This is a genomic window from Peribacillus sp. ACCC06369, assembly GCF_030348945.1.
Classification (GTDB): Bacteria; Bacillota; Bacilli; order Bacillales; family DSM-1321; genus Peribacillus.
The window spans coordinates 4,180,127-4,206,153 of record NZ_JAUCEN010000002.1; the positions used below are offsets into that span (position 1 = coordinate 4,180,127).

Genomic DNA, 26,027 nt, shown 5'->3' on the forward strand with positions numbered 1-26,027 from the left:
ACACAAAAAAAAGTTGCCGCAGCAACCTTCCCCAATGATAGGACAAAAAACGTTGAATTAAAGCTTCATTTTCAAACCTTCATGAGTCGCTTTGAACCCTAAATGTTCATAAAAACGCAGCGCTTCTTCCCGATTTTTATCGGTCGTTAGCTGAATGATATGACAGCCCCGCGCTTTTGCACGCTCAATCGCATATTGGATCAACTTGCTTCCTATTCCTTTCCCCCGTTCTGAAGATGCCGTCCGAACCCCTTCAATCGTAGCTCTCCATCCGCCTTGATGGGTAATATAAGGAGTGAAAGTGATTTGTTGCACCCCAACGATTTCCTCACCAAGACATGCTACGATCAATTCATTATTCTCATCTGAATCAATGGATTCAAATGCTTTTTGATAGCTTTCAGGAAGGGGATTTTCATAGCGCTCCCTTTCCCTCCCCAATACATCGTCCGCAAGCATCTTCACTATTTCACTTAAGTCCTTTGCTGTTGCATTCCTGAATGTGATCATACAATGCCTCCTAATACGTACTTCATCATCACACTTTTACGTCATGATGAAATACTAATCTATCAACCATCAATTCATGTATAACTTCTGCCAATAGTTCGGCGTTCCTCTTTTCTCGAGGAAAAATAATGACAGCTTTAAAAATAGGAATAACAAAAAAAGGACAAACTTCCACTTTTATAAGGAAGTTCGTCCAGAAAATCATTATTAGGTAATTGGAGCTGGATTGAATAATGCCAAATCATTATGCAGGCCCCAATGCTCTGCCCAGGTTTTCTTTTTACCGCTGGCCACTTCCAATATAAGGTGAAATATTTCCCACCCAACATCCTCTATGGTTGCTTCTCCAGTAGCGATAGTTCCGGCATTTATATCAATCAAGTCTTTCCATTGCTCAGCCAATGTATTTCGTGTAGAAACTTTGATGACGGAAGCCATTGCCAGATTATAGGGTGTCCCTCTTCCGGTTGTAAAAACTTGAAGATGTATGCCGGAAGCCAGCTGTAACGTTCCGCAAACAAAGTCACTAGCTGGTGTAGCTGCAAAAATCAGCCCTTTTTCCGTAGCCTTTTCACCTGGAGCCAGTACGCCAGATATAGGGCTGCCTCCTGATTTGGCAATGGACCCTAATGATTTTTCCACTACATTGGCCAATCCGCCTTTTTTGTTTCCTGGCGACGGATTGGCACTTCGATCGGCATCACCCAATGCAAGGTAGTTATCATACCAATCCATTTCCTTTATTAAAGCCTTCCCTACTTCTTCATTCACTGCACGAGGCGTCAATAAATGAATCGCATCCCGTACTTCCGTGACTTCAGAAAATAGAACGGTCGCCCCTGCTCTAACTAACAGATCTGTAGCATATCCCACTGCAGGGTTAGCTGTCACACCAGAGAATGCATCACTTCCTCCGCATTGCGTTCCGATGACTAATTCGGAAACTGGACATGTTTCGCGCTGCCTGCTGTTCAACTTCATTAATCGTTCTTCAGCCATTTCCATGATGGATTGGACCATTCCCGCAAATCCCTGCTGATCCTGAAGTGAAATGATATCCGAGTCGTCTCCGCTTGGATTTATTCTCATTGGGGAAAGCTTTTCACAGCCCAATCCAACTACCAAGGCTTCACCGCCGAAGTTTGGGTGTTTCGCCAGGTTCTGAATCGTACGAATGGGAATAACTGCTTCCGGTGCATTGATTGCGACTCCACAGCCATAGTTGTGATTCAAAGCGACAACATCTTCAACATTGGGATACTTCGGGAGAATCTCTTTTTTTATGCGGTTCACCACGAAATCCAGAACGCCTACTACACATTGAACGCTAGTTGTAATGCCTAATATGTTCTTAGTTCCAACACTGCCATCTTCATTGCGAAATCCTTGAAATGTATATCCTTCAAGTGGTGGTAAAGTTTTAGGTATATCATTTGCTACCGTTAATTCCTTTAAATCCGGGGATGCCGGCAGTATCACCAATGACTCATGAATCCAACTGCCCTTCCTGATTGATTCAGCTGCATGGCCGATAACTTCTCCATAGCGGATGATGGCTTCATTCTTGTCTATATCCATTAATGCTACTTTATGTCCTTGTGGAATTCTTTCTTTCAATTCTAGCCCACAAGGGAAAAGGGTTCCTTGATCCAAGCCCCCAGTATTAACCACAATGGCGACATTGTCTATCGTATTTACCTTAATATAAAGCGGTACCTCCGTGAGTTGCATTTTCGTATCCACTTTACCACTCCCTTCATTATAAGAAAGCTAACAAAGATTCACGGGCCAGTTATTATTTCCGATATAATATCAGTTTAATAAAATGGTAACACACACACTTCTTCTTTTCCCCTTATTTGACAAACACCGTTTTAATTGATGTAAAAAACTCTTTTGCTGCTTCCCCTTGTTCCCTGGAGTGGGAGCTGGAGTTTTTCATGCCACCAAATGGCGCCTGTAATTCAACGCCTGCGCTTTCCGCGTTGACCCTGATCAATCCCGCTTCCATATCGTTAACAAATGAGAGCAAATGTTTGATATTGGCTGTAAAAATCGAAGCACTAAGGCCGTATTCCACGCTGTTCGCAAGATGCAGGGCTTCTTCAACTGAATCAGCTTTCATTATGGCAATCACTGGACCAAAAATTTCCTCTTGAACAATTGCCATTTCTGACTTGCAGTTATCAAAAATCGTCGGCTCTACATAAAAGCCATTTGCCTGAGGGCCTTCTTCAGCACGCTTTCCGCCAATTAGAAGGGTAGCGCCTTCTTGCACTCCTTTTTCGATATAGGAAAGAACCGTATTTAATTGATTTTCGCTAGCACATGGCCCCATCCATGTCCCGCTGTCCAATCCATCCCCGATGGAAATGCCTTTCGTTTCTTCCACCAGCATCCGCTTGAACTCTTCATAAACTTCTGCAGCAACAATGACACGGCTTGTCGCTGTACACTTTTGCCCCGTTGAACGAAACGCACCTGTAATGACTGCTTCCACAGCCAGATCAAGATCCGCATCCGCCGCTACGATTACCGGGTTTTTCCCACCCATTTCAAGCTGGTATTTCGCTCCACGTGCTAACGCCGCTTGTCCAATCCTTTTACCAACGCCGTTTGAGCCGGTAAAGGTAATGCCGTTAATATCTTCGTGATCGGCGATGCCCTGCCCGATGACACTGCCCGGCCCTGTGACCATATTGATTACACCCGCCGGTAAACCGGCTTCTTCAAAACACTCCATAATCTTCGCACAGGTGATGGCCGTCTCGGTTGCGGGCTTCACCACAATCGTATTCCCATATACAAGAGCAGGAGCCATCTTCCAGATTGGGATGGCGATTGGGAAATTCCAAGGTGTAATGACGCCCACTACACCAAGCGGGATGCGCGTCGTGAACATTAGCGCTGAACTGTCGGTGGATGGAATGACATCACCCACTTTACGCATTCCTTCTCCTGCATAGTATTTCAGGATCGCAATGCCGCGTGCCGTTTCCCCTTTTGTTTCAGCAAAGGTCTTACCCATTTCCCGTGTTGCACATTCAGCAATTTCATCAATCCGCTTTTCAAGAATTTGAGCTACTTTATATAGATACTCCCCGCGCTCAGATCCAGCTAGTTTGCGCCACTTATCTTTTGCCTTTTTTGCAGCTTCCACAGCCAGGTTCAAGTCATCCTTAGTAGACTTTTGTACATATCCGACAATGGCCTGTTTATCTGCCGGGTTTAAACTTTTTTCAACTTCATTTGAAATGGAAGCAACCCATTCACCATTAATATAATTTAGATACGTTTTTGTTTGAACTGTAGTTATCATATATAATCCCGCCTTTATTAGATTGATTGGATGGTTGTTTCTTTTGGAAAACGATCTAAGGCATTCTCTAATATCGTTTGCATTTCTGCATAATGTTCTTTTTCAACCGGAAGAATCGGTAATCTGACTGTTTGCCCAACCGGCATTCCCATGATCTCCATACCTGCTTTAATGAGAGAGACGGCATACCCTTTTCGCTGACGGCGAATGTTGTTGATCGGCATGATGACCTGTTGGTAAATTTCATTGACCGTTTCTTGATCTCCACTCAAAATGCCATTATAGAATTTTCGTGAGATGTGCGGGATGTAATTGGATATCGCAGATGAGTATGAGTCAAAGCCAAGTGGAACATAGGCCGACATGGTAACTTCCGCAAGCGGCATTCCGTTCAGCCAGCCGAAACGTTTTCCGAAGGTTTGTGTAAGCAGTCCATTCAACTCCATATTGCCTAGACCATCTTTGACGCCGACCACCTGCGGGACCTCCGCAAGCGCTTCCAAAGTTGAAATTGAAAGGGAAACATTATCACGCTGATATACAATCGAATTTAAGTCTGTACTCTCTGCGATGGCTTTGAAATAAGCCGCCAGACCTGCCTGTTCTCCAGTAACGAGATATGGTGGCAATATTAAATAACCATCCGCCCCTCTATCTGCTGATATTCTGGCAAGTTCCAGGGAAGTTTGAATGTTCCCCCCTACCCCTGTGTATACAGGTACTTTTCCACCCGTGACGGATACGGCCACATCCACCATCACTTCATATTCCTCTTTACTTAACGATGGATACTCTGCTGCCGCACATGCCACGAAAATGGCCTCTAGGCCTTCATCTATTAAAAATTGGATATTTTGGGCGAGTGCTTGTTCATCAAGCTTATTACTCGTCGTGAATGGAGCCACGGGAAAACCTAGGATCCCTTTAGGTGCTTTGCGAATCTTATTCATTATCCATTCCTCCTTGTGTATTATTGTTTTATTGTAAGACAAATACACCAAATGGTCAATCGTATATTTTTTATTTTCTGAAAAATGCGACATCAAATCATACCTCAATAATTTTGCTTCTAATATATACAAAAAAAATAGATAATTAAGGAGCTAAAATGTAAAAACGAATTTATAAAAAACACATTGACAAACAATTTCATTTGTCTTACCATTGGACAAAACTAAATAGTAAGAATTTTCGCAAAGGGGGGAAGCGAACACATTGTAAGCGGTATCAAGAAAATAAAATACGTTTAAGGAGTGAGTATATGAACGCAGAAGAAAAAGTTTTTCAAGCATCTCCTATACTGCCAAGTGCACAGAAAAAAACACGCACACGATGGTTCATTGTCTTTATGCTCTTTATGGTCACCGCCCTGAATTATGCGGATCGTGCGACGCTATCAATCGCGGGTACGGACATGTCTGGTCAGCTTGGTCTCGATTCAGTCATGATGGGCTATGTTTTCTCCGCTTTCGCTTGGTCTTATGTAGCTGGACAAATTCCAGGTGGTTGGCTTTTAGACCGTTTTGGCTCAAAAAGAGTTTACTTTTGGAGTATCATGCTATGGTCTACCTTTACGCTTTTACAAGGATTCCTCGGATTTTTCGGTTCTGCCGGAACAGCGGTCATGGTATTGTTCGGACTCCGTTTTTTAGTTGGATTGGCAGAAGCCCCTTCCTTCCCGGCCAACAGCCGAATCGTTGCTACCTGGTTCCCAAGCCATGAACGCGGAACCGCGGCTGCCACGTTCAATTCCGCCCAGTATTTTGCAACTGTTCTCTTTGCACCGATCATGGGTTACATTACGTATAAATTTGGTTGGGAATACGTCTTCTTCTTTATGGGCGCTTTAGGAATCATCGTTGCTTTCATCTGGATGAAAACGCTTTATAGTCCAAAGGAACATCCGCGTATCAACAAAGCTGAGCTTGAATATATCGAAGCAGGCGGCGCTTTGATCAATATGGATCAAACCATTACACATAAGGAGGAAAAGAAAGGCGTCAACTGGAATCATATTAAGCAGCTTTTATCGAACCGTATGCTGCTGGGTGTTTACCTCGGACAATATTGCATTACAACGTTAACGTACTTTTTCCTGACATGGTTTCCTGTGTACCTTGTGCAAGAAAGAGGCATGACCATTCTTGAAGTTGGATTCGTTGCTTCCCTTCCAGCCATTTGTGGATTCTTTGGCGGCATTCTCGGAGGGACATTCTCGGATTTCTTGTTACGGAAGGGATTCTCATTGACTGTCGCCCGAAAAGTGCCAATTGTTGTTGGGATGATTCTATCGATGAGCTTGGTAGCTGCAAACTATGTAGATACGGAATGGGTTGTTATTTTCGTTATGGCGCTTGCGTTTTTCGGTAAAGGATTTGGGGCACTCGGCTGGGCGGTAGTGGCCGATACCTCACCAAAAGAAATGTCCGGTGTTAGCGGGGGGCTTTTCAACACATTCGGTAACATTGCAGGCATTACAACACCGATTATCATCGGATATATCATTGCTACGACAGGGTCGTTCAATGGGGCGCTAGTCTTCGTATGTGCTAATGCTCTTGTCGCGATTTTAAGTTATTTATTCCTAGTTGGTGAAATTAAACGTGTCGAGTTAAAATCATAGTCAATTAAATATTCTAGTAGGGGGAAAAATTATGAACAATCATTTGCTTAAGGATAATGTAAAAATCGGCACACCGGTCATTTCAGAAATGAGCGTCATTCCAGTTGCGGGCCATGACGGCATGCTTCTGAACTTGAGCGGTGCCCATGCTCCTTATTTCACCCGGAACATTGTCATTCTAAAAGACAATGCGGGTAATACGGGTGTAGGTGAAGTTCCTGGAGGCGAAAAAATTCGCCAGACACTCGAAGATGCCAAACAATTGGTTGTCGGCCAGTCCATCGGGACATACAACAACATTCTAAATACCATCCGTAAGCAGTTTGCGGACCGGGATGCAGGAGGGCGCGGCCTTCAAACGTTTGATCTCCGTATTGCCATACATGCCGTAACAGCATTTGAAGCGGCACTTCTCGATTTAGTTGGCCAATACTTGGGCGTTCCAGTCGCAGCCCTTCTCGGCGAAGGACAGCAACGCGATAAGGTAGAAATGCTGGGCTACTTGTTTTATGTAGGTGACCGTAATAAAACAGATCTTGGTTATTTAAGCGAACCTGAAGCGGAAGATGACTGGATCCGCCTCCGTCATGAGGAAGCACTGACACCTGAATCGATTGTCCGCTTGGCAGAAGCTGCCCACACTCGCTATGGATTCAATGATTTTAAATTGAAAGGCGGGGTTTTGCGCGGGGAAGAAGAAATCGAAGCGGTGACGGCACTTGCGGAACGCTTCCCTGAAGCCAGGATCACCCTTGATCCAAATGGCGGCTGGCTGCTGGAGGATGCGATTAAGCTTTGCCGGGATCAGCATCATGTTTTAGCTTATGCGGAAGATCCATGCGGAGCGGAAAATGGTTTTTCCGCCCGGGAGATCATGACGGAATTCAGGCGCGCAACGGGTCTTCCCACCGCAACGAATATGATTGCAACGGACTGGAGGCAAATGGGGCATTCCATTCAACTTCAATCCGTGGACATCCCTCTTGCCGATCCGCATTTTTGGACGATGCAAGGCTCCGTCCGTGTCGCTCAAATGTGCAACGAATGGGGATTGACATGGGGATCCCACTCCAATAATCACTTTGACATTTCACTTGCCATGTTTACACACGTTGCAGCAGCAGCGCCAGGCAAAATCACTGCGATCGATACCCATTGGATTTGGCAGGATGGTCAGCGCTTAACAAAAGAACCTTTTAAAATTGTCGGCGGAATGGTGGATGTTCCTTCCAAACCCGGACTTGGAATTGAATTGGATATGGAACAAATCGAGAAGGCGCATCAGCTTTATAAACAAAAAGGGCTTGGTGCCCGTGATGATTCAATCGCTATGCAATACCTGGTCTCCGGATGGAAGTTCAATCCAAAATCACCTTGCCTTGTCAGATGATTTTTTAAAGGAATGCATGCGTCACTCTCTTAAGAGCGGCGCATTTTACTTTTTTTGGACATAGGTCTACATGCAAATAAGTTTATTATATTATATAATTAGTCTTACAGTAGGAATACATATAGGAAGTCACAGAAAAGGGGTTACATAATGGAAGAATCGTCAAAGAAATTAGGCGTACAATCGGTACATCGCAACACTCTTTCACAACAAGTAGTGGATCAAATTGTGCATCTGCTCGTCACTGGACAAATGAAAGCGGGTGACAAACTGCCTCCTGAAATGGAACTTATGAAAGAACTTGAAGTAAGCCGGCCGGTTTTACGGGAAGCGCTCAGTGCACTTGATACACTGGGTGTCATAACACGGAAAACGCGTGAAGGAACCTTTTTTAACGATAAGATCGGAACTCATCCATTCTCTGTCATGCTGGCGCTGGCTACTGATAATTTACCAGCTATCATCGAAGCACGAATGGCATTGGAATTGGGATTGGTAACAATGGCTGCCGAGAAGATCACCGATGAACAACTGGGGAAATTACAAGTTACGATCGACACGATTGCCAATAGTGAAGACAACGATTATGGAGAGGCTGATAAAGAATTCCACAAAATCATTGCTTTAAGCGCGAACAATCCCATTATCGAAGGGATGATCGATTCCTTATTGATTACCCATAATAAAATAAACAGCCTGATTCAATTCAGGGAACGGGAATTGACTGTAAAATATCATAAAGCAATCTATGCGGCACTTACAGCACATGATCCCCATGAAGCATTCAACCAAATGTACAAGCACCTTGATTACGTTCGTCAGAAAGTCCTTCAATATTCTCACGCAAAATAATATATCGTTTGTGAGGACCCAGCAAACTAATGGATCACTCAATGATCCAATTTAATAGGAAAAGTGGATTTTTTCAGGGAACCAATTTTGCTTCCAAGATTTCAGAGTTCAACTCATCTTTTAAATCCAATTGATAGCATAATTCTTTTTGAGAAAAACTGGATAGTAGTTGAACTATCCAGCCCCCACTTATCCAGTTCGATTGAAATGACAATGTCAGGACTCCCGAATGAAGTCGAAACCTTCCTCTTGCAAATTGTCTAACTAACACCAAAATCCCCATCCAATGAACCTGCCAATGACCCACTCAAAAAAATGCACCCCTGCTTATTGGCAGGAATGCATGTATAGTCTCCTAGTTTTTGACCATCCTCTTTTTAATCTACGGCTTAATAAGCACTCCAGCCAGCATCTGCCGTGATGACAGTACCATTAACAAAACTGGAATCGTCAGAAGCAAGGAACAAAGCCACTTTAGCGATTTCTTCAGGTTTGCCATTGCGTGGATTGATAGCCATACCCAGTTGTTGGCGGGATGCGCCAAACTTATTGATATTCGTCATGCTGGAACCAATATTGGTTTCAACTCCACCTGGTGCTATTGCATTGCAGCGAATGCCTTTATCTGCATACATGAAGCCCGTGTTTTTTGTGAACCCGACCACTGCGTGTTTAGAGGCAGTATATGCTGCGCCTGCTCGAGCACCATATAAACCGCCAGCAGAAGCAATATTGATGATGACCCCTTTTTGTTTTTCTAAAAAGATTGGTAAAACCTTTCTAGTCGAACGCATGACGCTTGTCGTGTTAATTGCAAAAATCCGATCCCATCCAGAATCCTCTATATCCCCGGCAGGTTCCATGCCATCCATGATACCCGCATTATTCACCAAAATATCAACCGTACCATACGTACTGACCGTGGTATCGATCAAATGTTGAATATCTTCTTCTACCGCTACGTTCGTTTTAATGGCAAATGCCATTCCGCCATTCGCTTTTATTTCTTCTACCGTTGCATTCGCACCATCGAGATTTAAATCCGATACAACGACTTTAGCACCTTCTCTAGCATAATCTATAGCAATTTGTTTCCCCATGCCTGATGCTGCGCCAGTCACTACTGCAACCTTGTCTTGTAATTTCATTCAAACTCCCCCATTCATTCTAGTGAAGTGATACTTATTGTACAGATGTTCATTAACTACCTTCCCTTATAGTATAATTAGTTTCAGCAGGCTTATACAATCAGCAAATGATGACCTCGATGTTGAACAATGAACAGAAAGAGTTATATTGTTTATCAAAAGTACAATAACGAACAAAGGGTGAAGAAAATGTCTAATAATAACACTGGGATTGATAGAAGGATCAGGAAATCCAAAAAGGCTTTAAAAGAATCCCTCATATCATTAATGCAAAATAAGGATTTCAGGGAGATATCGATTACTGACATTGTAGAACTCGCCGATCTTAATCGGGGTACATTTTATAAACACTATCAGTACAAAGAGGAACTGCTTGAAGAGGTCATGGAGGATGTCATAGCTGATTTGATCATATCTTACCGGGAACCTTATAAAGATGTGGATACTTTCACCATCAATGAACTGACGGCTTCCGTCATCAAAATATTTGAACATGTAGCTAACTATGCAAACATTTATACCCTCATTCTAAAGTCGAATGCATGGCCAAAATTACTAGAAAGGATTTGTAATGAATTAAAGAAACTCCCATTAGAGGACCTAGAAGATTATCGGCCGAACCCAAAGATCAATACAGAACTTGCCTCCAGTTACCAAGCTTACGCGATTTTAGGCATGATAATCGAATGGGTCAACACTGGATTTAAATACAGCGCTGACTATATGGCTGAACAGCTTCTGGAAATCATTAATAATAAGCCGGTAAACGCCGTTTATAAAATAAACCAAACATTGAAAGATTCCAGGCAAAAATAAGAGGGCTGCATTGGCAGCCCTCCCTCAAAATGCTATTTGGATGGAATTTAATCATTTATCTATTAAAAGGGCCTTATAAGTAGGTGGATTCACGAAATAAGAAAACTTCTCACGGCAGCTAAGAAAGCTGGTAAATTATCATCATGCACAAAGTGCCCGGCGTCCTCTATCGTCACCAATTCACAATTCGGAATAAGCTCGGAAACTTCCTGTAATTTGTTTTGGGGAATATGACTCGCCCCACCGCCTATAACAAGAGTTGGCATGGTAATCTCAGTAAGACGCGCCCACCATTCGGGATTGGGTTCATTCAGTTGCTGTAGAATCGAAGGCACCACCTGCCAATCAAACGGCAGAGGGCCAGAAGGTCTGGAAGGAAATTCGATTGGTTTATCCGAAAAAGGAGGAGGCGTGTCTTCGACTATCAACCTTTCTATCCTAGAAGGATAAGTTTGAGAGAAAAGATAGGAAACCGTTCCCCCCATGGAATGCCCCATTAACGAAAACCTTCCCAAATTCATAGCATCCGCAAAATGAAGCAAATCATCGCACATCAATTCAAAACTGTATGTATCAGTTCTCGAACTCCCACCGTGACCCCGTTGATCTAAAGCTAATACGCGATAATTTTCCCCTAATACGGCAGCCGCGTGATCCCATGATTCTGCACTTTTCCCCAGCGCGTGAAGGGCGACAAGCGGTGGTGCGGAACGTTCCCCACTCTCCCGATATTGAAAAGTGAGGCCATTCAACTCAATTTGATTAACCCGTACTTCCATCTCCATTCATCTCCTAGGATCGGATTTGTCATTTTGAACCCGATCTATTTAATAAAAACCTCCTAAAATACTATGTTCACTATAATTAAATTATACTTTTTATGCCTTCACCCATTTATTCGACCTTCATCCGCTAATTTCGGCCTTCATCCCTTTTATTCCAGCCCTCATCCGATTAATTCGACCTTCGCACGGTCAATCCTGCCTCTATCCTATTATTCACCCATCAGCCTAGCAGAGTTGACAGCAGCGAAGTAATCCATGACAAATAAACGAAATTGCTTGGCTACTGGTGTGAAGTAGCGTTTTTCTGACCAGCCGAGCCCAATGGTTCTTTGACAGGCAGGCTCGGTTATCCGGATTTTATGGGATAATGATCCGGTTTGGTGGAGCCATGTCAATTCGGATACGAAGGCGACGCCCAATCCTTTCCTGACAAGGTCCGAGATGACAGCAGGTTCATCTCCTTCGAATGCGATGTGCTGGACAAATCCAGCTTCGAGGCAAAATTGGTCGGTTAGGTTACGGAACCCGAAGCCTGTGTTCATACTTATGAATGGTTCATCTTTCACTTCATGAAGTTGAATGCTTTCCCTGCCTGCCAGCCGGTGATTTGGAGGCACGATCAGATATATTTCTTCGGTAATCAGCGGTTCCCACTTTAATTCGGGGCCTTCAATTGGAACGGATGATATGCAATAATCGATTTCCCCTTCAATTAGTAGCTGTTTCATGGATGATATGGATTTTAGGAATTGTTGAAAACGGACATCCGGGTTTTGAGATAAAAATGTACCCAATAAATCAGGCAGGACCCTGGGAATGGTAACGGCCAATGTGATGTTCTTTTGGTCTTGATCTGTTAATTCCTCTATTTCGCGCCTTCCTTCGTTCAGTTCCGCGAAAGCCCGTTCGACCCGGTTCAAGAATATTCTTCCGGCTGCATTGAGCCTGATTTTCCTGTGTTCCCTATCGAAGAGTGCGACTCCCAAATCCTCTTCTAGGCGGGATATGGTTTTACTGAGGGATGGCTGTGCAATCTGAAGCTGTTCCGCAGCCTTCGTCATATGTTCCAGTCGTGCTACGGTTTGAAAGTACTTCAGCTGTAAAATTTCCATTTTCCCACTCTTTTCACATAGATTTAAATCTATTATTACATAATCATTTATGTATTATACAGTATCTTAAAAAGCCTTTATGATGAAATAATCTCATTTAGTTAGAAAGGGCAGGCTCTATAATGAAAGGTTTACAACTTGTACTTCATGATATAACAGCAATGTGGAAACATAAACACGGGAGAATCGCATTGATTTTCCTTTTAGTCGTTCCTTTAATTTACTCAGGTTTCTTCTTGGCAGGATATTGGAACCCTTATGGAAAGTTGGATCAGCTCCCGGTAGCGGTGGTCAATCTCGATAATGGTTCGGAAATGGACGATAAGCCAATCGAGGCTGGAGATGATTTCGTTAAACAATTGAAGAAGCAGAAAGAATTGGACTTTCACTTTGTTTCGGCAGAGGAGGCTAACACAGGCCTTGAAGAAGGTACCTATTATATGGTTGTCACGATTCCGGATGATTTTTCGAAAAATGTCACGACACTAATGGATGAAAAACCGGAAACGGCCAAACTTTTATATACGGTCAATCCAGGTAAGAACTTCGTTGCCTCACAAATCAGCACAACTGCTGTTGAAAAGATGACTGCAAAAATCAACGCAAGCATTACAAAGGTATATTCGGAAGGCATCCTTTCGAAATTCCAGGACGTTTCTAAAGGCTTGGCGGATGCCGGGGATGGAGCGGAAGAGCTTCATCTTGGAACGGCAGATGCGAAAAGCGGCAGTGAGAAATTGACTGATGGCATTCAGGATTTGAATGATGGTGCCCAGAAGCTGCAATCAGGCAGTACCAAGCTCTTGAATGGACAAGAAGCCTTGGCTGATGGTGCGGAAGGATTAACATCAGGTTCCCAGAACTTGTATTCCGGCATGAAGCAGCTAACGGATGGACATCACTCATTGGAAAATGGAATGAATGAAGTAAGTCAGGGTGTTGAGAACTGGTCAGCCGGAAATGCAAAATTGATGCAAGGGCAAGAACAGGCTGCCGATACAGCGAATACTCTTAAGAAACAATTGGATGCCTATATCAAAAGTCATCCCGATGCAATGAAGGATCAAGACTTCAAGCAAATCCTTGCCCTATCAGAAGGCTTATCAAAAGCAGCCATCACTTTAAATGCCGGACAAAAGCAATTGGGCGAAGGTGCAGCTAAAGTGGCAGATGGCCAAGGCACCATTCAATCGGGAATGAAAACCTTTGGTGATAAAATGGCACAAGCTACCTCGGGTGCTAAGCAATTGAACGAGGGGTCTGAAGAATTCGCGAATGGATTCTCTAAATGGACTAATGGTTTTTCCACTTTAAATACCGGAATCGATTCACTAGCTGACGGCAGCAGCCGACTAGCCAGCGGATCGACGGAACTTCAAGACGGACTGGCTTCATTGGAAACGGGTTCAAACAAGTTATCTTTCAAGCTAAATGAAGCTGCGGATAAAACGGCCAGTCTTCAGTACGACGATTCGACCACCTCGATGTTCTCTGAACCCGTGCAATTGGTCCAATCCAATCTGTCGGAAGTTCCTAACTACGGAACCGGGATTGCGCCTTATTTTCTGTCATTGGCCTTTTATGTAGGCGGCATCATGGCTTCCAATATCTTGCCGCTTGGCCGCAGGCAGAATCTTAAGGTTACCGGAACCGTCCATTTCACGAATAAACTGGGGCTGGTATATGTAATCGGCTTGATTCAGGCACTTCTAGTGGATGCAGTCGTCCTGCTTGGATTCCATTTACATGTGGCCAGTATCCCTGTATTCATTCTATCAAGCATCATCGTTTCATTTACCTTCATGACGTTCATTCTTATGTTGGTTACCGTATTCGGAGTGATCGGCAAATTCGCGGCCGTGACCCTTCTCGTATTCCAATTGGCTACCTGCGGCGGAACATTCCCAGGCGAACTGGGCATGTCGATATTGACGAAAATCGGTCAATTTTTGCCAATGGCCCACTCACTAAAGGAGCTTCAAGAGGTCATCTCATTAGGCGGCTGGGAAAACTTGCGAACGCAGATTTGGATCTTACTTGCCTATCTCGTTTCTGCAGCGATCATTGGCTGGATAGCGAGTCATATCCAGCATGCAAAGACGACTTCAGATGAAGTGACATCCTGATGTAAAAGAGCGCAGTGCCAATGGCACTGCGCTTTTTTGCATACATAAAGTCAGAAGTGAACTCACGGAAAAAACATACTAACGGATGAGGCTTATGGATTGTTCGAATTATTTCCATCCGGGGTTTTAAATTTGGTGATAAACCAAACTAAATCGGCTGAAGTTTAAACAAAGCCCCTATGCTGCCTGAGTATTCAGGTGACATAGGGGCTTTTTGATTGTTTCCTTTAAGCGGTTTGATCTTCTTTCACAGCTGGTTTTTCTTCAGCCGGCCATGCACGCTTAATGAATAATGTCAGAATCAGTGCCACAGCAGCAATGAAGGTAGATACAAAGAAGGAGAAGTTAATTCCATCGAGCATCGCCTGCATCCCGATTTGGGCCTGCATTTGTTCCATCATCTCGGCAGTGGGCTGGCTTGTTAATTTGCTCATCGCTTTGGTCATTAAATCCTCACCGGAAGAAGCGGCATGGTTTGACATGACCGTAACAAGCAATGCTGTACCGATTGCGCCTGAAATCTGGTTCAGCGTGTTATTCATGGCTGTACCATGCGGGTTCATACGGGCTGGCAGCGAGTTCAATCCATTTGTCATGATCGGCATCATGGCCATGGACAAACCGAATAAACGGACGGAATACAGAATCACAATATGTGTATAAGAAGTATCCATTGATAATTTACTGAAGAAATACGTCGTCACCACAGTAATAAACAAACCGGTTGAAGCAAGTATGCGCGCACCGAATTTATCGAAGAGCTTACCGGTAATCGGTGACATGAGGGCCATCAATAGTGCACCGGGCAGCATCAATAATCCTGAATCGAATGGTGAAATGCCACGGACCGTTTGTGTATACATCGGCATTAAGATCATCGCCGAGAACATGGCCATATTCAACACGATTGAAATCGTTGCGGATAAAGCGAACATCGGATGTTTGAAAATCTTGAATTCAAGCATCGGCGTTTCCATTTTAAGCTGGCGTGTAATGAAAAGGATCAGGGAAATGGCACCGACAATCAATGTTCCATATACCCAAGGGCTATCCCACCCCTTGCTGCCTGCGGAACTGAATCCATAAAGCAAGCCGCCAAAGCCTAAGCTTGAAAGAACGACCGATAATTTATCAATTTTAATATCGACTTTTTCCTTTTTGTCTTTAAGTTTAAAGAAGCCGAGAATAAGCACTAGTAAAGCTAGCGGAGTAATGAAATGGAATAGCATTCTCCAATCATAATGTTCGATGATCCAGCCTGAAAGCGTCGGCCCGATTGCAGGGGCAAACATCATGACTAAACCGAATAATCCCATTGCCGAGCCCCGTTTTTCAACAGGGAATGCAGTTAAAAGCACGTTCATTAATAACGGCATCATAATTGCAGAACCTGCAGCCTGAACCATACGTGCGCTCAATAATAACGGGAATGCATGCGCAACACCTGCAACGATCGTCCCGATTGAGAATAGGAGCATGGCTGTCAGGAACAGATTACGCACCGAATATTTTCTTATTAAGAAAGCTGTTGTCGGAATCAAGATTCCGTTCACTAGCATGTAGCCCGTCGTCAACCATTGTACTGTGGAAGTCTCAATCCCCAGGTCTATTTTGATTGATGGCAGTGCAATATTCAAAAGGGTTGAATTCAGTATCGATATAAACGCCCCGACCATCAGTATGATCAAAATGCCATACGAACCCTTTTTTTCAGTTGTTTGTGCAGTACTCACTTTTTATCTATTCCTCCATTCAAACTATTGGTTCATTTAATTGTACGATAGGTATAACCCAATCTCATAAAATCAATAATATACCCCTAGTTCATTTTTTGCAATAAATATTTACTGGTTAAAATAAGGGTTTGTGCTGTGATGGAAAATAGAGTACGATTACATTTATACAAGCAGTATAATGAAAATTAGGTGATATGATGAATAATCGAAGGCAGAATGTCATCGATACGGCTCATAAGCTGTTTATTGATAAAGGTTACCAAGCCACCTCCATTCAGGACATTCTAGACGGCAGCGGTATTTCAAAAGGTACATTTTATAATTATTTCCCTTCGAAGGGTGAATTATTTATAGCCATTTTCCGCTCCGTCTATACAAGGATTCGCCACGAACGGGAGAAACTGTTGATTGATCAAGATTCAGCCAATATCGAAATTTTCATCCAGCAACTCGAACTGCAGATGATGGTGAACAAGCAAAGCAAATTGCTTATCCTGATCGAAGAAGTCCGTGTCTCCAACGATGAAGAATTAAAACAATTCATCAATCAGACGCTATTGTTGAGCATACGTTGGATGTATAACCGGTTTCTCGATATATTCGGGGAAAGCAAAAAACCCTTTCTTTTAGATAGCGTCATTATCTTTCATTCGATGATGACCCACATGAATCATTTTAGCTATCGTGCTAATGCGGCTGGTACACCGGACATACAAATTATCCGCTATTGCATGAACCGAATTGTCCATTTAGTCAATGAAGTGGCTGAAAGCGGAGAACAGATTCTTGATCCGGAACTAATGGACACGTGGTTTCCCAACTTTAAAAACCATCTTGATCCTTGCCATAATGATTTGCTGGACGCCACCACGGAATTGAAAAAAGCGATAAACAAAGCTTTTCCTTGCGGTGAAGATCGAACAAAAGCGATGGAATTGGTCGATTTTATTCAAGATGAGCTGATGCAGTCAGACAAACCACGAAAATTTTTGATAGAAAGTTTGCTGAACTCTTTAAAGACTCAATATGCAGCGCAGGTCCAAGGATACATTGAGACTTTTGAGGAAAGCATCAACTCTTGCTTGAGCCAATGAAGGAACGAGAGCGGATTCTTCTCTAATGAGGATGGAATGGTTTACTCATGCACCTACTGAAAACGGTAGGTGTTTTTTTTATGAGCATTAGTAGCTTGTTAACGCATGTTTCTCAGACCTCCTCCCTTTCAGGTTTGGTTTTAAATTGCTTGGGAAGTCATTTTAAAAAAGAAGTTGGTTTTATAAGAGGGGCCTAAGGAAACACTATCTTTAATATATTAAAGGGAGGTCTAGCTATTTGAGTGTGAATGAAAATACTTTGTCCATACTGGCTCTAGGCGGAGTGAATGAAATCGGTAAAAACATGTATGTGGTTCAATATTCAAACGATTTGGTCATTATTGACTGTGGTGCAAAGTTTCCTGATGAAAGTTTATTAGGAGTCGATTTGATCATTCCTGATATTACCTTTCTTCAGGAAAATAAGGAGAAGATCCGGGCTTTAATTGTGACTCATGGGCATGAAGATCATATTGGCGGTATCCCCTATTTCTTGAAAAAATTGAATGTACCGATTTATGCCACACGTTTAACACTTGGTTTGATTGAATTGAAATTAAAAGAACATAACCTTTTGGGTGATACTGAATTGATCCAGATCGACTCGGATTCAAAGTTGGAGTTCGGGGGGTTGCGTCTGGACTTTTTCAAAACGAATCATAGTATACCCGATTGCCTTGGAGTCACCATGCATACTCCGGAAGGCACGGTCGTTCATACAGGGGACTTTAAATTTGACTTGACTCCCATGAATGATCAGTATCCTGATATTCATAAAATGGCGAAAATCGGGAGTGAAGGTGTACTGGTTTTATTATCTGAAAGCACGAACGCAGAACGTCCCGGCTCAAGTCCCTCGGAGCATCTGGTTGGCAGCCATATTGAAGAAGCCTTTATGCAGGCTAAACAGAAAGTTTTTCTTTCAACCTTCGCTTCAAACGTCAATCGCGTTCAACAAGTGGTGAACGCTGCTCAGAAGACAAACCGAAAATTGGCCTTACTGGGACGGAGCATGGTGAACGTCGTATCCGTTGCCATCGAGCGCGGCTACCTCGACGTTCCTGAGGGGATGCTGATCCAAGCACATGAGGTCGATAATTATGCTCCTGAAAGAGTCGCGGTTTTATGTACGGGAAGTCAAGGAGAGCCGTTTGCTGCTCTGTCTCGCCTTTCCAGTTCGAATTATCGGGATATGAGTATATTAGCTGGTGATACCGTGATTCTTGCCTCCACTCCAATACCGGGAAATGAACGCGATGTTTCACGCATCATCGACAACCTGTTTCAACTGGGGGCCAAAGTCATTTACGGATCTGGGACTGTAACAGGCATGCATGTTTCCGGACATGCCTATCAGGAAGAGTTAAAGCTCATGCTTACCCTGATGAAACCTAAGTATTTCATACCCATTCACGGGGAGTATCGGATGCTGCACCAACATCGACTACTAGCTGAGTCTGTCGGGGTGGAGAAGGACAATACTTTCATCATCAATAATGGCGATGTCGTTGATATTGAAAACTCGGTCGCCCGTCAAACGAGAAAGGTCGCTGCCGGCAATACCTTTGTTGACGGTGTGGGCGTTGGTGATGTTGGAGAAATCGTTCTGCGGGACCGTAAGCAGCTTTCCGAAGATGGGATGCTCGTAATCGTCATAACACTAAGCAAGACGGAAAGAAAAATAGTATCAGGACCCGATACCATTTCCCGTGGATTTGTATATGTTCAAAATTCCGAAGAGCTCCTGAGACATGTAAATCGTCTTGTTACGAAAACGGTCAACGATTTACAAAGTGATAAAATATACCGATGGAATATCATTAAACAAACCATAAAGAAGGAACTGGGGCAATATCTCTTTACCCAAACTAAGAAAAAACCAATGATCCTTCCGATAATCATTGAGATTTAGCGCCAACACATAAAAAGGAACTCGACTTCATATAGTCGAGTTCCTTTTTTTCAATCCAGTTCCGATTTACTGGCTTTTGCGGCCATCGCCTTATTCTTATTCCAAACCTTGAACTTCATGAAAACGGCAGCAAGACCGATGATCACGATGAATAAAAGGCTGATGAAAAACCCTGGTCGTATTTCTTTTTCAAGCAGCGTGCCACTGACAGCGGCAAAAATTAGAAGAAGTCCGAAAACGGCCGTAATCTTACTCCAAATCTTATTTTCCAAGATTTTGAATGAAGAAAGAATGATGAATGCCCAGTTATACAAAAGTAATATTCCAGCAGATGTTGTAATGTATTCATAAATCTTGCCTGGCAGGAGCAAGGCAGTGATGATCGATCCTAAAAGACCTAGGGCTCCAAGCCCTAGTGAGGGCAGTGGAAGATCCTTGAATTTCTTGATCTTTTGCATGAATACCGAGGGTGCATTCCCATCATTGGAGAGCGTTACCAATAGATTGGTTACACCAAAAAGTGAAGCGGTCATCGTCGAGAAACCAGCTATTATAATTGCACCATTAAAAACGTGCGGGAAAAACGTCAGGTGATAACTGTCCAATGCCGAAACGAATGGACTTTCTTTTTCACTGAATGCCCCTAACGAAATCATGGTTACGGCTAACCCTAATGAAACCACATATATGATGGTTAGAACCATGAGCATGATCGTCCCTGCCTTTGGCGCATCTTCTTTCTTTTTAAGCTGCATCGCCATTAGTCCAATGACCTCAATGCCGCCAAACGCATAAAAAGCATAGATTAGTGATGTCCAAAACCCTTTTAACCCTTTTGGGAATAATTCATTGTACTTATTCGGAAAGGAGGGCGGTTTCCCTCCATCAAGACCAAACCAGCCCAAAACGGCACATATTGCTATAATGATAAACATTACGATTGCTGCTGTCTTAATTACTGCAAGGATGTTTTCCACCCTGTCAAACCCTTTTGTTCCCAACAATACCACCACGATTGAAACAATGGCGAATCCGGATGCAAATAGCCACAGCGGTACTTTCGGGAACCAAAATTGAGATAATAGCGAAAGCGCAGTAAGCTGGCTTCCCATGATCAATATATTGGAGGACCAATAATTCCAGCCACAGCTAAAGCCAGCCCATCGTCCAAATGCTTTATTGGCATAATAACAAAAAGAACCCTCTTGAGGATCGGCCGCCGTCATCTTGGCAAGCAGATTATAAACGATGTAGGTACCTAGTGCAGCCAATACAAATGAAAATACAATGGATGGCCCCGTCGTTTTAATCCCTATAGTCGATCCAAGGAAATACCCTGTCCCGATCGTACAGCCTACACCGACCAATGATAGCTGCCACCATTTCATATCGCCTTGTTGTTCACCTGATGCATTAGAATCTTGGACAGCCTTCCCTTTCGCTGAACTGCAATTGGCTTTTGTCCTCATGACATTACCCCCTCCTTCCATCATTCATAGTGTTGATAATGCCACAATGAATTATGCAAGGAAGAAGTTTTCAAATACCCTACCTTATGTAAAAAACTAAAGCATTAAGAATTATGATAGGATGGCACGAATGCCCTGATAAGCAAAATAAACCCCAAAACCGATCAGTGATGATCCTGAGATGACCGAAATCGCCATTAAGCTTTTTTCATTTAAAAACCTGCGAAATCCATTCGTTAATGCCGCTACAAAAAAATCCCAGCAGGTAAGACCAAGAAAAATCATCCCGCTATAGATGAAAAGTTGGGATGTCCCATAACTTGAAGCTGTTTTAGCCAAGACGGATCCATATATCCCTAACCAAAATAAAATTGATAATGGGCTGGTCACTGACATAATGAAGCCAGTTAAAAAACAGGATAATAAAGAATCTCTATTCCTGTATTGATTTAATGTTATCGTATTAACCCGTAAAACACTTTCGACCCCAGAATAAATTAGCACAAATCCGCCAAAAAGCCATAGAAAGATTTGGACAATCGGAATTTCTAAAAACCGTACCATACCTACATACACTAAAATCATGAACAAGGCATCTGCGATCATCGACCCTGCCCCTACGATCCAAGCATGCCAAAACCCGTTCTTGATCCCTTTATCGATACGAGCAGAATTCACCGGACCAATCGGTGCTGCAAGGGTAAGCCCCAAGAAAAAATAACTCAGCAGCAAATGTACACTCAAAAAGCATCACTCCTTCGAGCTAGTTAATAACTTGTACATTTTATGTGACAACCCCTCACCTATAACCTCTTGCTGAAAAAAATTTAGATGGGATAACACTTTTCACGCGAATTACACACAAAAAAAGCCGTGTGGAAAAAACCGGCTTTTTTGAATTTTCCTTAGTATGCTTTTCGAAGTCTTTTAGTTATCAGCTGCTTCTTTTTTGTCTGAACTAATGAATTTCATAACAATCAATACAATGCATATACCAATGATTCCCGAAATGATATAGGTCATATTGACATGATTTTTCATGACAAGGGACATAACCGGTGGGCCTGCCGCAACTCCGATGAACCTTGATGACATGTAGAAAGAGGTAATCGTCCCCCGCTGTTCCTTTTTTATATTTTGAGTGATGATTGCGTCGAGTGTCGGCAATAACGCACCAATTGCTATGCCAACTAGGCTCGTTATGAGTAATAGAAGGAAAACCTTTTCTTTTGTAAAACCGACAAAAACAAGGCTGATTGAAAGGACAGCTATACTGATCATGATGATCATTTTCATGATTGGTAATTCTCCCTTGATTTTTTTCCCTGCAACATAAGAAGATACACAAAGAAAAAACAGCGGGATCGCTATCACGAAACCTTTTTTGACTCCATGCAAATCATGGACTTTTTCAAGGTTGTCAGACAAAAAGAAAAGAACACCGAACAAAACCAACATGACAAATACACCAATCAGGAAAACTGTATATAACCATTTTCCCTCCTGCTTGAATATTTTTTTCGTATCATGCCAGAATTCTTTAAATTTCTTCGGTTCATCCTTCTCCTTTGGTACCTTTATAAAGAAAAAGACCAAGACAATAGATATTAAACTGAAGAATGAAATCGAGAAGAATGGTAAAAACCAGATAAATGCGGCAAATAGGGAACCCAATATTGGACTCAGGACTTTACCAAATGTATTCGAGGTTTCAATGATACCCAGGCAAGAACTGGTTTTTTCATCATCATCCTTGTATAGGTCCCCCACCAGAGGCAAAATGATCGGCGAGGCTCCAGACGCACCAATCCCTTGCAATACTCTCCCAATGATGATCCATGTATAGGGATCATCCATTTTCCATGATGCATAACCCGCGATCAAGCCGCCGATCAGGGCAAGGACAAGGCTTGGCAGGATCACCATCTTCCTTCCGAATCGATCTGATAAATAACCAGCAATAGGAATTAAGAAAATAGATGCAACAGAATAGCTTGTAATCACCATACTTGATTGAAATGAAGATATTCCCACCTTTTCCTCGAAAATCGGCAAAACAGGGATAAGCATTGAATTTCCTAGTGTCATTACCAATGGAATCGATGCCATACTGATGAGACACCACACGCTTACATTATTTTTTTGCTCCTCATGACCTTCCATACTTACACTCCTCATCCATTATAAAAGCAATAAAAGGTAACCTATCTGTGTAACCAATTTGTTGTGCATCATTTTTTAGATGTCTTTAATTATTATGTTATAGGGAAATAATATTTATTCAGTGCCAAAATTACCCCTTTAGGACTTCCCCTTCTAGTTTGCCTCGACTTTAAAATAAGGATTCATTCTACTTTAAACCAAAAAACCCATTCTTTAAATGAATGGGTTTCCCTGCATTTCAAACGTCACTCGATTACACTCTTCCTAAAATGTATCTTTTCGCATTCCTTCGAGAGTCTCTGCTATTAATCAGCTATCGTGTTTAACTATAAAAGAATAATATTCCTTTCTTTGCAATCGTTTACTATTTGGTCATTCCATACCGAAACCTGAACCTCGCCAATATGTGCTTTCTTCAACAAAAACATGCATAATCTGGATTGGCCTATTCCTCCACCTATTGAATATGGAAGATTTCCTTCCAATACGGACTTATGATATTCAAGCCCCGTACGATTTTCGTTTTTGGATAACTTTAATTGTTTTAACAGCGAATCTTCATCCACCCGAATTCCCATTGAAGAAACTTCAAAAGCACATTCCAAAAGTGGATTCCACAAAACGATATCGCCATTTAGCTCCCAATCATCATAATCTGGTGAACGCCCATCATGTTTTTCTCCCGATTGTAACTCTCCGCCAATTTTCATAATAAAAATCGCACCATATTTTTTTGCTACTACATTTTCTCTTTCCTTCGGAGTCAGATTTGAGTATGAATCCTCCAACTCCTGAGTCGTAATAAAGTGTATTTCATTAGGTAACACAGGCTTAAGCATATGATGGAATTCAAACATATGACGTTCGGTTGACTTAATGGCTCTATATATTTTTTTCACTTCAGATTTTAATGTATCTACGTTACGTTGTTCTTTCGCTATGACTTTCTCCCAGTCCCATTGATCCACAAATAACGAGTGTAAATTATCTAATTTTTCATCACGTCTGATCGCATTCATATTTGTGTAAATTCCTTCATCCGAAGCAAAACCATACCTAGATAGAGTTATTCTTTTCCACTTTGCCAAAGATTGAACCACTTCTATTTTTTTATTCTTAATATCCAGAGCATCAAAGGTAAGAATCCGTTCCACACCATTTAAGTTGTCATTTATTCCATTACCCTCATTTAAAACAATAGGGGCTGATACTTTTATAAGGTTTAACGCAGTTGAAAGTCCTTCTTCAAAATGATCCTTAATTTCATTAATTGCAATATCAGTATGCATGATATCAAGAATTGTTTTGTACTTATTTGGCATTGATAATTTTGGCATAATTATCCTCCAATTCCCTTTTGAACATAGCGCATGAATTTAATTTGACGTCTTTTTTTGACTAAATTACATTATGAAGGACCTTTCTGTGTTGTTACAAAAAGGGTCTCTACCGAGTGCAGCAAACCGGACTAAATTCACCATATCCACTCAAAAAAAGGACTAAAAAGGTGGTACAAGTCCAATTGTTTGAATACATTCAATTAACGAAGATGTAACAAACGATGAGGTGATGAATTGGGTGTTTTTTTCAGCTATGTATTATTGGGCTTATCACTGGCGGCTCCTATCGGTCCCATTAACGCTGCACAATTGGACAAAGGGATCAAGAAAGGTTTTTGGCATGCCTGGGTTTTTGGCTGGGGTGCCATTTTAGCCGATTTTGTTTTTATAGCCCTCGTCTTTTTCGGTGTCGTCCACTTTTTGGACAACTCCTTCATGAAGACATTTTTGTGGCTCTTTGGCTTTTTCGTCCTGACCTATACCGGAATCGAAAGTCTGCTTAGTGCGGGTAAGATTGAAGTGAATGAACGAAAAGCAAAAGATTCCCTTTTTTCTTCATTCCTAACAGGATTCATCATGTCCCTTTCGAATCCTTTATCCATTTTGTTTTGGTTGGGGATTTATGGATCGATTCTCGCAAACTCCGCATCCAAATATGATATGGATCATTTACTTTTATACAGTTCAGGAATCCTTATCGGCCTCTTAGCCTGGGATTTCACAATGGCCATCATCGCCAGCACCTTCAGACGTTTCTTATCCAAACCCATTCTAATGGGCATCTCGATCATTTCAGGAATATCCCTTATAGGGATTGGCATTTACTTTGCCATCCAGGCAGCCAAAGTTTTGTTTACATAAAGATTTAAGGAGATGTAAGCATTTACTCGTGAATTTCAGGCATTTACTCGTGAGTTTGGCGGATTTACTCGTGAATTTCGATTCTTTACTCGTGAGTTCGTATTAATTATCTTATTTTTTATAAAATAGGCCGCCTATTTTATTGTCCATATTTGTCCATGTCGGACACTAGCCCCTCTTTGTTCATAGTCTGAAAGGGTAAACACAAAGGGAGGATTTCTTGAAAATGTATAATAATTACGGTTATTACTCTTATAATGTTCCATATTATTATGATAATTCTTATGCTAATTTGCCTTATTATGATGACAGACTTCCAGTACAAACACTGGTTCCAGTAGCCACTATTCAGTCACATTTAAACGCAGGCCGACAAGGTCATTGTTTCAGAGGTTTTTGGGGTAACACCCAGCACACCTTTATTTTGATGGGGATAAATAATGTTACTAATATGGTACAGATACTCGAAGGCGGCATCCCAAATGAGGTTCATCATACAGATATAGTCGGATTACAATATCTAGGATTAACCTGCCCTGTTGGTGGCGGCGGACAAGGTGGCGGTCAAGGTGGTGGCCAAGGTGGTGGCCAAGGTGGCGGACAAGGCGGCGGACAAGGCGGCGGACAAGGTGGTGGACAAGGCGGCGGACAAGGCGGCGGACAAGGCGGCGGACAAGGCGGCCCGGGGGGTAACTGTTTCCAGCAGTTCATTCCTGGCGTTGGCTGGGTATGGATTTGTAGATAGATAAAAAAAAAGACAGACGATATATT

The 26,027-nt window shown here is 42.4% G+C and carries 22 protein-coding genes; 10 read left to right on the forward strand and 12 right to left on the reverse strand.

Annotated features, from left to right (window positions below; all coding sequences use genetic code 11):
* Positions 1–57 precede the first annotated feature (57 nt).
* The 4 genes from QUF78_RS21260 to kdgD all read right to left on the reverse strand — a co-directional run bounded on the left by QUF78_RS21260 (position 58) and on the right by kdgD (position 4,779).
* Entirely contained in the window at positions 58–510 is a 453-nt protein-coding gene (locus QUF78_RS21260; RefSeq protein WP_289326214.1) for a GNAT family N-acetyltransferase, read from the reverse strand.
* Positions 511–717: 207 nt separating this feature from the next.
* Complete coding sequence (garD, locus tag QUF78_RS21265) at positions 718–2,241, reverse strand: galactarate dehydratase (protein WP_483313893.1); 1,524 nt, start codon at positions 2,239–2,241, stop codon at positions 718–720.
* A gap of 124 nt (positions 2,242–2,365) precedes the next feature.
* Complete coding sequence (gene gucD / locus QUF78_RS21270) at positions 2,366–3,829, reverse strand: alpha-ketoglutaric semialdehyde dehydrogenase GucD (protein ID WP_289326216.1); 1,464 nt, start codon at positions 3,827–3,829, stop codon at positions 2,366–2,368.
* A 17-nt stretch (positions 3,830–3,846) separates the two neighbouring features.
* A complete protein-coding gene (kdgD, locus tag QUF78_RS21275) occupies positions 3,847–4,779 on the reverse strand; it encodes a 5-dehydro-4-deoxyglucarate dehydratase (protein ID WP_289326217.1) in 933 nt (310 codons plus the stop codon).
* Between the two features lie 311 nt (positions 4,780–5,090).
* Here kdgD and QUF78_RS21280 point away from each other — a divergent pair, with 311 nt between their 5' ends.
* The 3 genes from QUF78_RS21280 to QUF78_RS21290 all read left to right on the forward strand — a co-directional run bounded on the left by QUF78_RS21280 (position 5,091) and on the right by QUF78_RS21290 (position 8,694).
* A complete protein-coding gene (locus QUF78_RS21280) occupies positions 5,091–6,452 on the forward strand; it encodes an MFS transporter (protein ID WP_289326218.1) in 1,362 nt (453 codons plus the stop codon).
* A gap of 31 nt (positions 6,453–6,483) precedes the next feature.
* Positions 6,484–7,842 carry a glucarate dehydratase gene (gene gudD, locus QUF78_RS21285; protein ID WP_289326219.1) on the forward strand — a complete coding sequence of 453 codons (1,359 nt, stop codon included), beginning with the start codon at positions 6,484–6,486 and terminating at the stop codon, positions 7,840–7,842.
* A gap of 150 nt (positions 7,843–7,992) precedes the next feature.
* Positions 7,993–8,694, forward strand: a complete 702-nt coding sequence (locus QUF78_RS21290) for a FadR/GntR family transcriptional regulator (RefSeq protein ID WP_289326220.1) — start codon at positions 7,993–7,995, stop codon at positions 8,692–8,694.
* A gap of 389 nt (positions 8,695–9,083) precedes the next feature.
* Here the strand turns inward: QUF78_RS21290 and QUF78_RS21295 are convergent, their stop codons facing one another.
* Positions 9,084–9,842: an SDR family oxidoreductase gene (locus tag QUF78_RS21295; protein WP_289315136.1), complete on the reverse strand. Its 759-nt coding sequence runs from the start codon at positions 9,840–9,842 to the stop codon at positions 9,084–9,086.
* A gap of 189 nt (positions 9,843–10,031) precedes the next feature.
* On the opposite strand from QUF78_RS21295, the gene QUF78_RS21300 reads away from it, so the two are divergent.
* The gene (locus QUF78_RS21300) at positions 10,032–10,658 is read left to right on the forward strand and encodes a TetR/AcrR family transcriptional regulator (protein WP_289326221.1); all 627 of its coding nucleotides are present in this window, start codon (positions 10,032–10,034) and stop codon (positions 10,656–10,658) included.
* Positions 10,659–10,747: 89 nt separating this feature from the next.
* Here the strand turns inward: QUF78_RS21300 and QUF78_RS21305 are convergent, their stop codons facing one another.
* Both QUF78_RS21305 and QUF78_RS21310 read right to left on the reverse strand, forming a co-directional pair.
* Positions 10,748–11,437, reverse strand: a complete 690-nt coding sequence (locus tag QUF78_RS21305; protein WP_289326222.1) for an alpha/beta fold hydrolase — start codon at positions 11,435–11,437, stop codon at positions 10,748–10,750.
* Positions 11,438–11,652: 215 nt separating this feature from the next.
* Positions 11,653–12,555, reverse strand: a complete 903-nt coding sequence (locus QUF78_RS21310) for a LysR family transcriptional regulator (RefSeq protein ID WP_289326223.1) — start codon at positions 12,553–12,555, stop codon at positions 11,653–11,655.
* 122 nt (positions 12,556–12,677) lie between these two features.
* Between QUF78_RS21310 and QUF78_RS21315 the strand changes: the two genes are divergently transcribed.
* The gene (locus tag QUF78_RS21315; protein ID WP_289326224.1) at positions 12,678–14,681 is read left to right on the forward strand and encodes a YhgE/Pip domain-containing protein; all 2,004 of its coding nucleotides are present in this window, start codon (positions 12,678–12,680) and stop codon (positions 14,679–14,681) included.
* Positions 14,682–14,908: 227 nt separating this feature from the next.
* On the opposite strand, the gene QUF78_RS21320 is transcribed toward QUF78_RS21315, so the two are convergent.
* Positions 14,909–16,357, reverse strand: a complete 1,449-nt coding sequence (locus tag QUF78_RS21320) for a DHA2 family efflux MFS transporter permease subunit (RefSeq protein WP_289327375.1) — start codon at positions 16,355–16,357, stop codon at positions 14,909–14,911.
* Between the two features lie 257 nt (positions 16,358–16,614).
* On the opposite strand from QUF78_RS21320, the gene QUF78_RS21325 reads away from it, so the two are divergent.
* A complete protein-coding gene (locus tag QUF78_RS21325; protein ID WP_289326225.1) occupies positions 16,615–17,511 on the forward strand; it encodes a TetR/AcrR family transcriptional regulator in 897 nt (298 codons plus the stop codon).
* A gap of 238 nt (positions 17,512–17,749) precedes the next feature.
* Positions 17,750–19,423 (forward strand): ribonuclease J, encoded by a 1,674-nt coding sequence (locus QUF78_RS21330; protein ID WP_289326226.1) that lies wholly within the window; start codon positions 17,750–17,752, stop codon positions 19,421–19,423.
* Between the two features lie 50 nt (positions 19,424–19,473).
* On the opposite strand, the gene QUF78_RS21335 is transcribed toward QUF78_RS21330, so the two are convergent.
* The 4 genes from QUF78_RS21335 to asnA form a co-directional block, all read right to left on the reverse strand.
* On the reverse strand, positions 19,474–20,811 hold the full coding sequence (locus tag QUF78_RS21335) for an amino acid permease (protein ID WP_289327376.1): 1,338 nt from the start codon (positions 20,809–20,811) through the stop codon (positions 19,474–19,476).
* A gap of 192 nt (positions 20,812–21,003) precedes the next feature.
* Complete coding sequence (locus QUF78_RS21340; RefSeq protein WP_289326227.1) at positions 21,004–21,636, reverse strand: LysE family transporter; 633 nt, start codon at positions 21,634–21,636, stop codon at positions 21,004–21,006.
* Positions 21,637–21,819: 183 nt separating this feature from the next.
* Positions 21,820–23,055: an MFS transporter gene (locus tag QUF78_RS21345; protein WP_289326228.1), complete on the reverse strand. Its 1,236-nt coding sequence runs from the start codon at positions 23,053–23,055 to the stop codon at positions 21,820–21,822.
* A gap of 326 nt (positions 23,056–23,381) precedes the next feature.
* Positions 23,382–24,377 carry an aspartate--ammonia ligase gene (gene asnA / locus QUF78_RS21350; RefSeq protein WP_289327377.1) on the reverse strand — a complete coding sequence of 332 codons (996 nt, stop codon included), beginning with the start codon at positions 24,375–24,377 and terminating at the stop codon, positions 23,382–23,384.
* 252 nt (positions 24,378–24,629) lie between these two features.
* Between asnA and QUF78_RS21355 the strand changes: the two genes are divergently transcribed.
* From QUF78_RS21355 to QUF78_RS21365, 3 genes are all read left to right on the forward strand, one after another.
* Complete coding sequence (locus QUF78_RS21355) at positions 24,630–25,256, forward strand: LysE family transporter (protein WP_289326229.1); 627 nt, start codon at positions 24,630–24,632, stop codon at positions 25,254–25,256.
* Positions 25,222–25,362, forward strand: a complete 141-nt coding sequence (locus QUF78_RS21360; RefSeq protein ID WP_289326230.1) for a hypothetical protein — start codon at positions 25,222–25,224, stop codon at positions 25,360–25,362. The genes QUF78_RS21355 and QUF78_RS21360 overlap by 35 nt, the downstream gene beginning before the upstream one ends.
* Positions 25,363–25,476: 114 nt before the next feature.
* Positions 25,477–26,001, forward strand: coding sequence for a hypothetical protein (locus QUF78_RS21365; protein WP_483313860.1), 525 nt, complete (start codon positions 25,477–25,479; stop codon positions 25,999–26,001).
* The last annotated feature ends 26 nt before the right edge of the window (positions 26,002–26,027 follow it).

Bases quoted from the DNA above. Each gene is read 5' to 3' on its own strand.
- QUF78_RS21310 (WP_289326223.1), bottom strand. From the start codon at position 12,555: ATGGAAATTTTACAGCTGAAGTACTTTCAAACCGTAGCACGACTGGAA.
- QUF78_RS21305 (WP_289326222.1), bottom strand. From the start codon at position 11,437: ATGGAAGTACGGGTTAATCAAATTGAGTTGAATGGCCTCACTTTTCAA.
- QUF78_RS21320 (WP_289327375.1), bottom strand. From the start codon at position 16,357: ATGGTCGGGGCGTTTATATCGATACTGAATTCAACCCTTTTGAATATT.
- QUF78_RS21315 (WP_289326224.1), top strand. From the start codon at position 12,678: ATGAAAGGTTTACAACTTGTACTTCATGATATAACAGCAATGTGGAAA.
- kdgD (WP_289326217.1), bottom strand. From the start codon at position 4,779: ATGAATAAGATTCGCAAAGCACCTAAAGGGATCCTAGGTTTTCCCGTG.
- QUF78_RS21335 (WP_289327376.1), bottom strand. From the start codon at position 20,811: ATGAAATGGTGGCAGCTATCATTGGTCGGTGTAGGCTGTACGATCGGG.
- gudD (WP_289326219.1), top strand. From the start codon at position 6,484: ATGAACAATCATTTGCTTAAGGATAATGTAAAAATCGGCACACCGGTC.
- gucD (WP_289326216.1), bottom strand. From the start codon at position 3,829: ATGATAACTACAGTTCAAACAAAAACGTATCTAAATTATATTAATGGT.
- QUF78_RS21295 (WP_289315136.1), bottom strand. From the start codon at position 9,842: ATGAAATTACAAGACAAGGTTGCAGTAGTGACTGGCGCAGCATCAGGC.
- QUF78_RS21280 (WP_289326218.1), top strand. From the start codon at position 5,091: ATGAACGCAGAAGAAAAAGTTTTTCAAGCATCTCCTATACTGCCAAGT.
- QUF78_RS21260 (WP_289326214.1), bottom strand. From the start codon at position 510: ATGATCACATTCAGGAATGCAACAGCAAAGGACTTAAGTGAAATAGTG.
- garD (WP_483313893.1), bottom strand. From the start codon at position 2,241: ATGCAACTCACGGAGGTACCGCTTTATATTAAGGTAAATACGATAGAC.
- QUF78_RS21300 (WP_289326221.1), top strand. From the start codon at position 10,032: ATGTCTAATAATAACACTGGGATTGATAGAAGGATCAGGAAATCCAAA.
- QUF78_RS21345 (WP_289326228.1), bottom strand. From the start codon at position 23,055: ATGGAAGGTCATGAGGAGCAAAAAAATAATGTAAGCGTGTGGTGTCTC.
- QUF78_RS21325 (WP_289326225.1), top strand. From the start codon at position 16,615: ATGAATAATCGAAGGCAGAATGTCATCGATACGGCTCATAAGCTGTTT.
- QUF78_RS21290 (WP_289326220.1), top strand. From the start codon at position 7,993: ATGGAAGAATCGTCAAAGAAATTAGGCGTACAATCGGTACATCGCAAC.
- asnA (WP_289327377.1), bottom strand. From the start codon at position 24,377: ATGCCAAATAAGTACAAAACAATTCTTGATATCATGCATACTGATATT.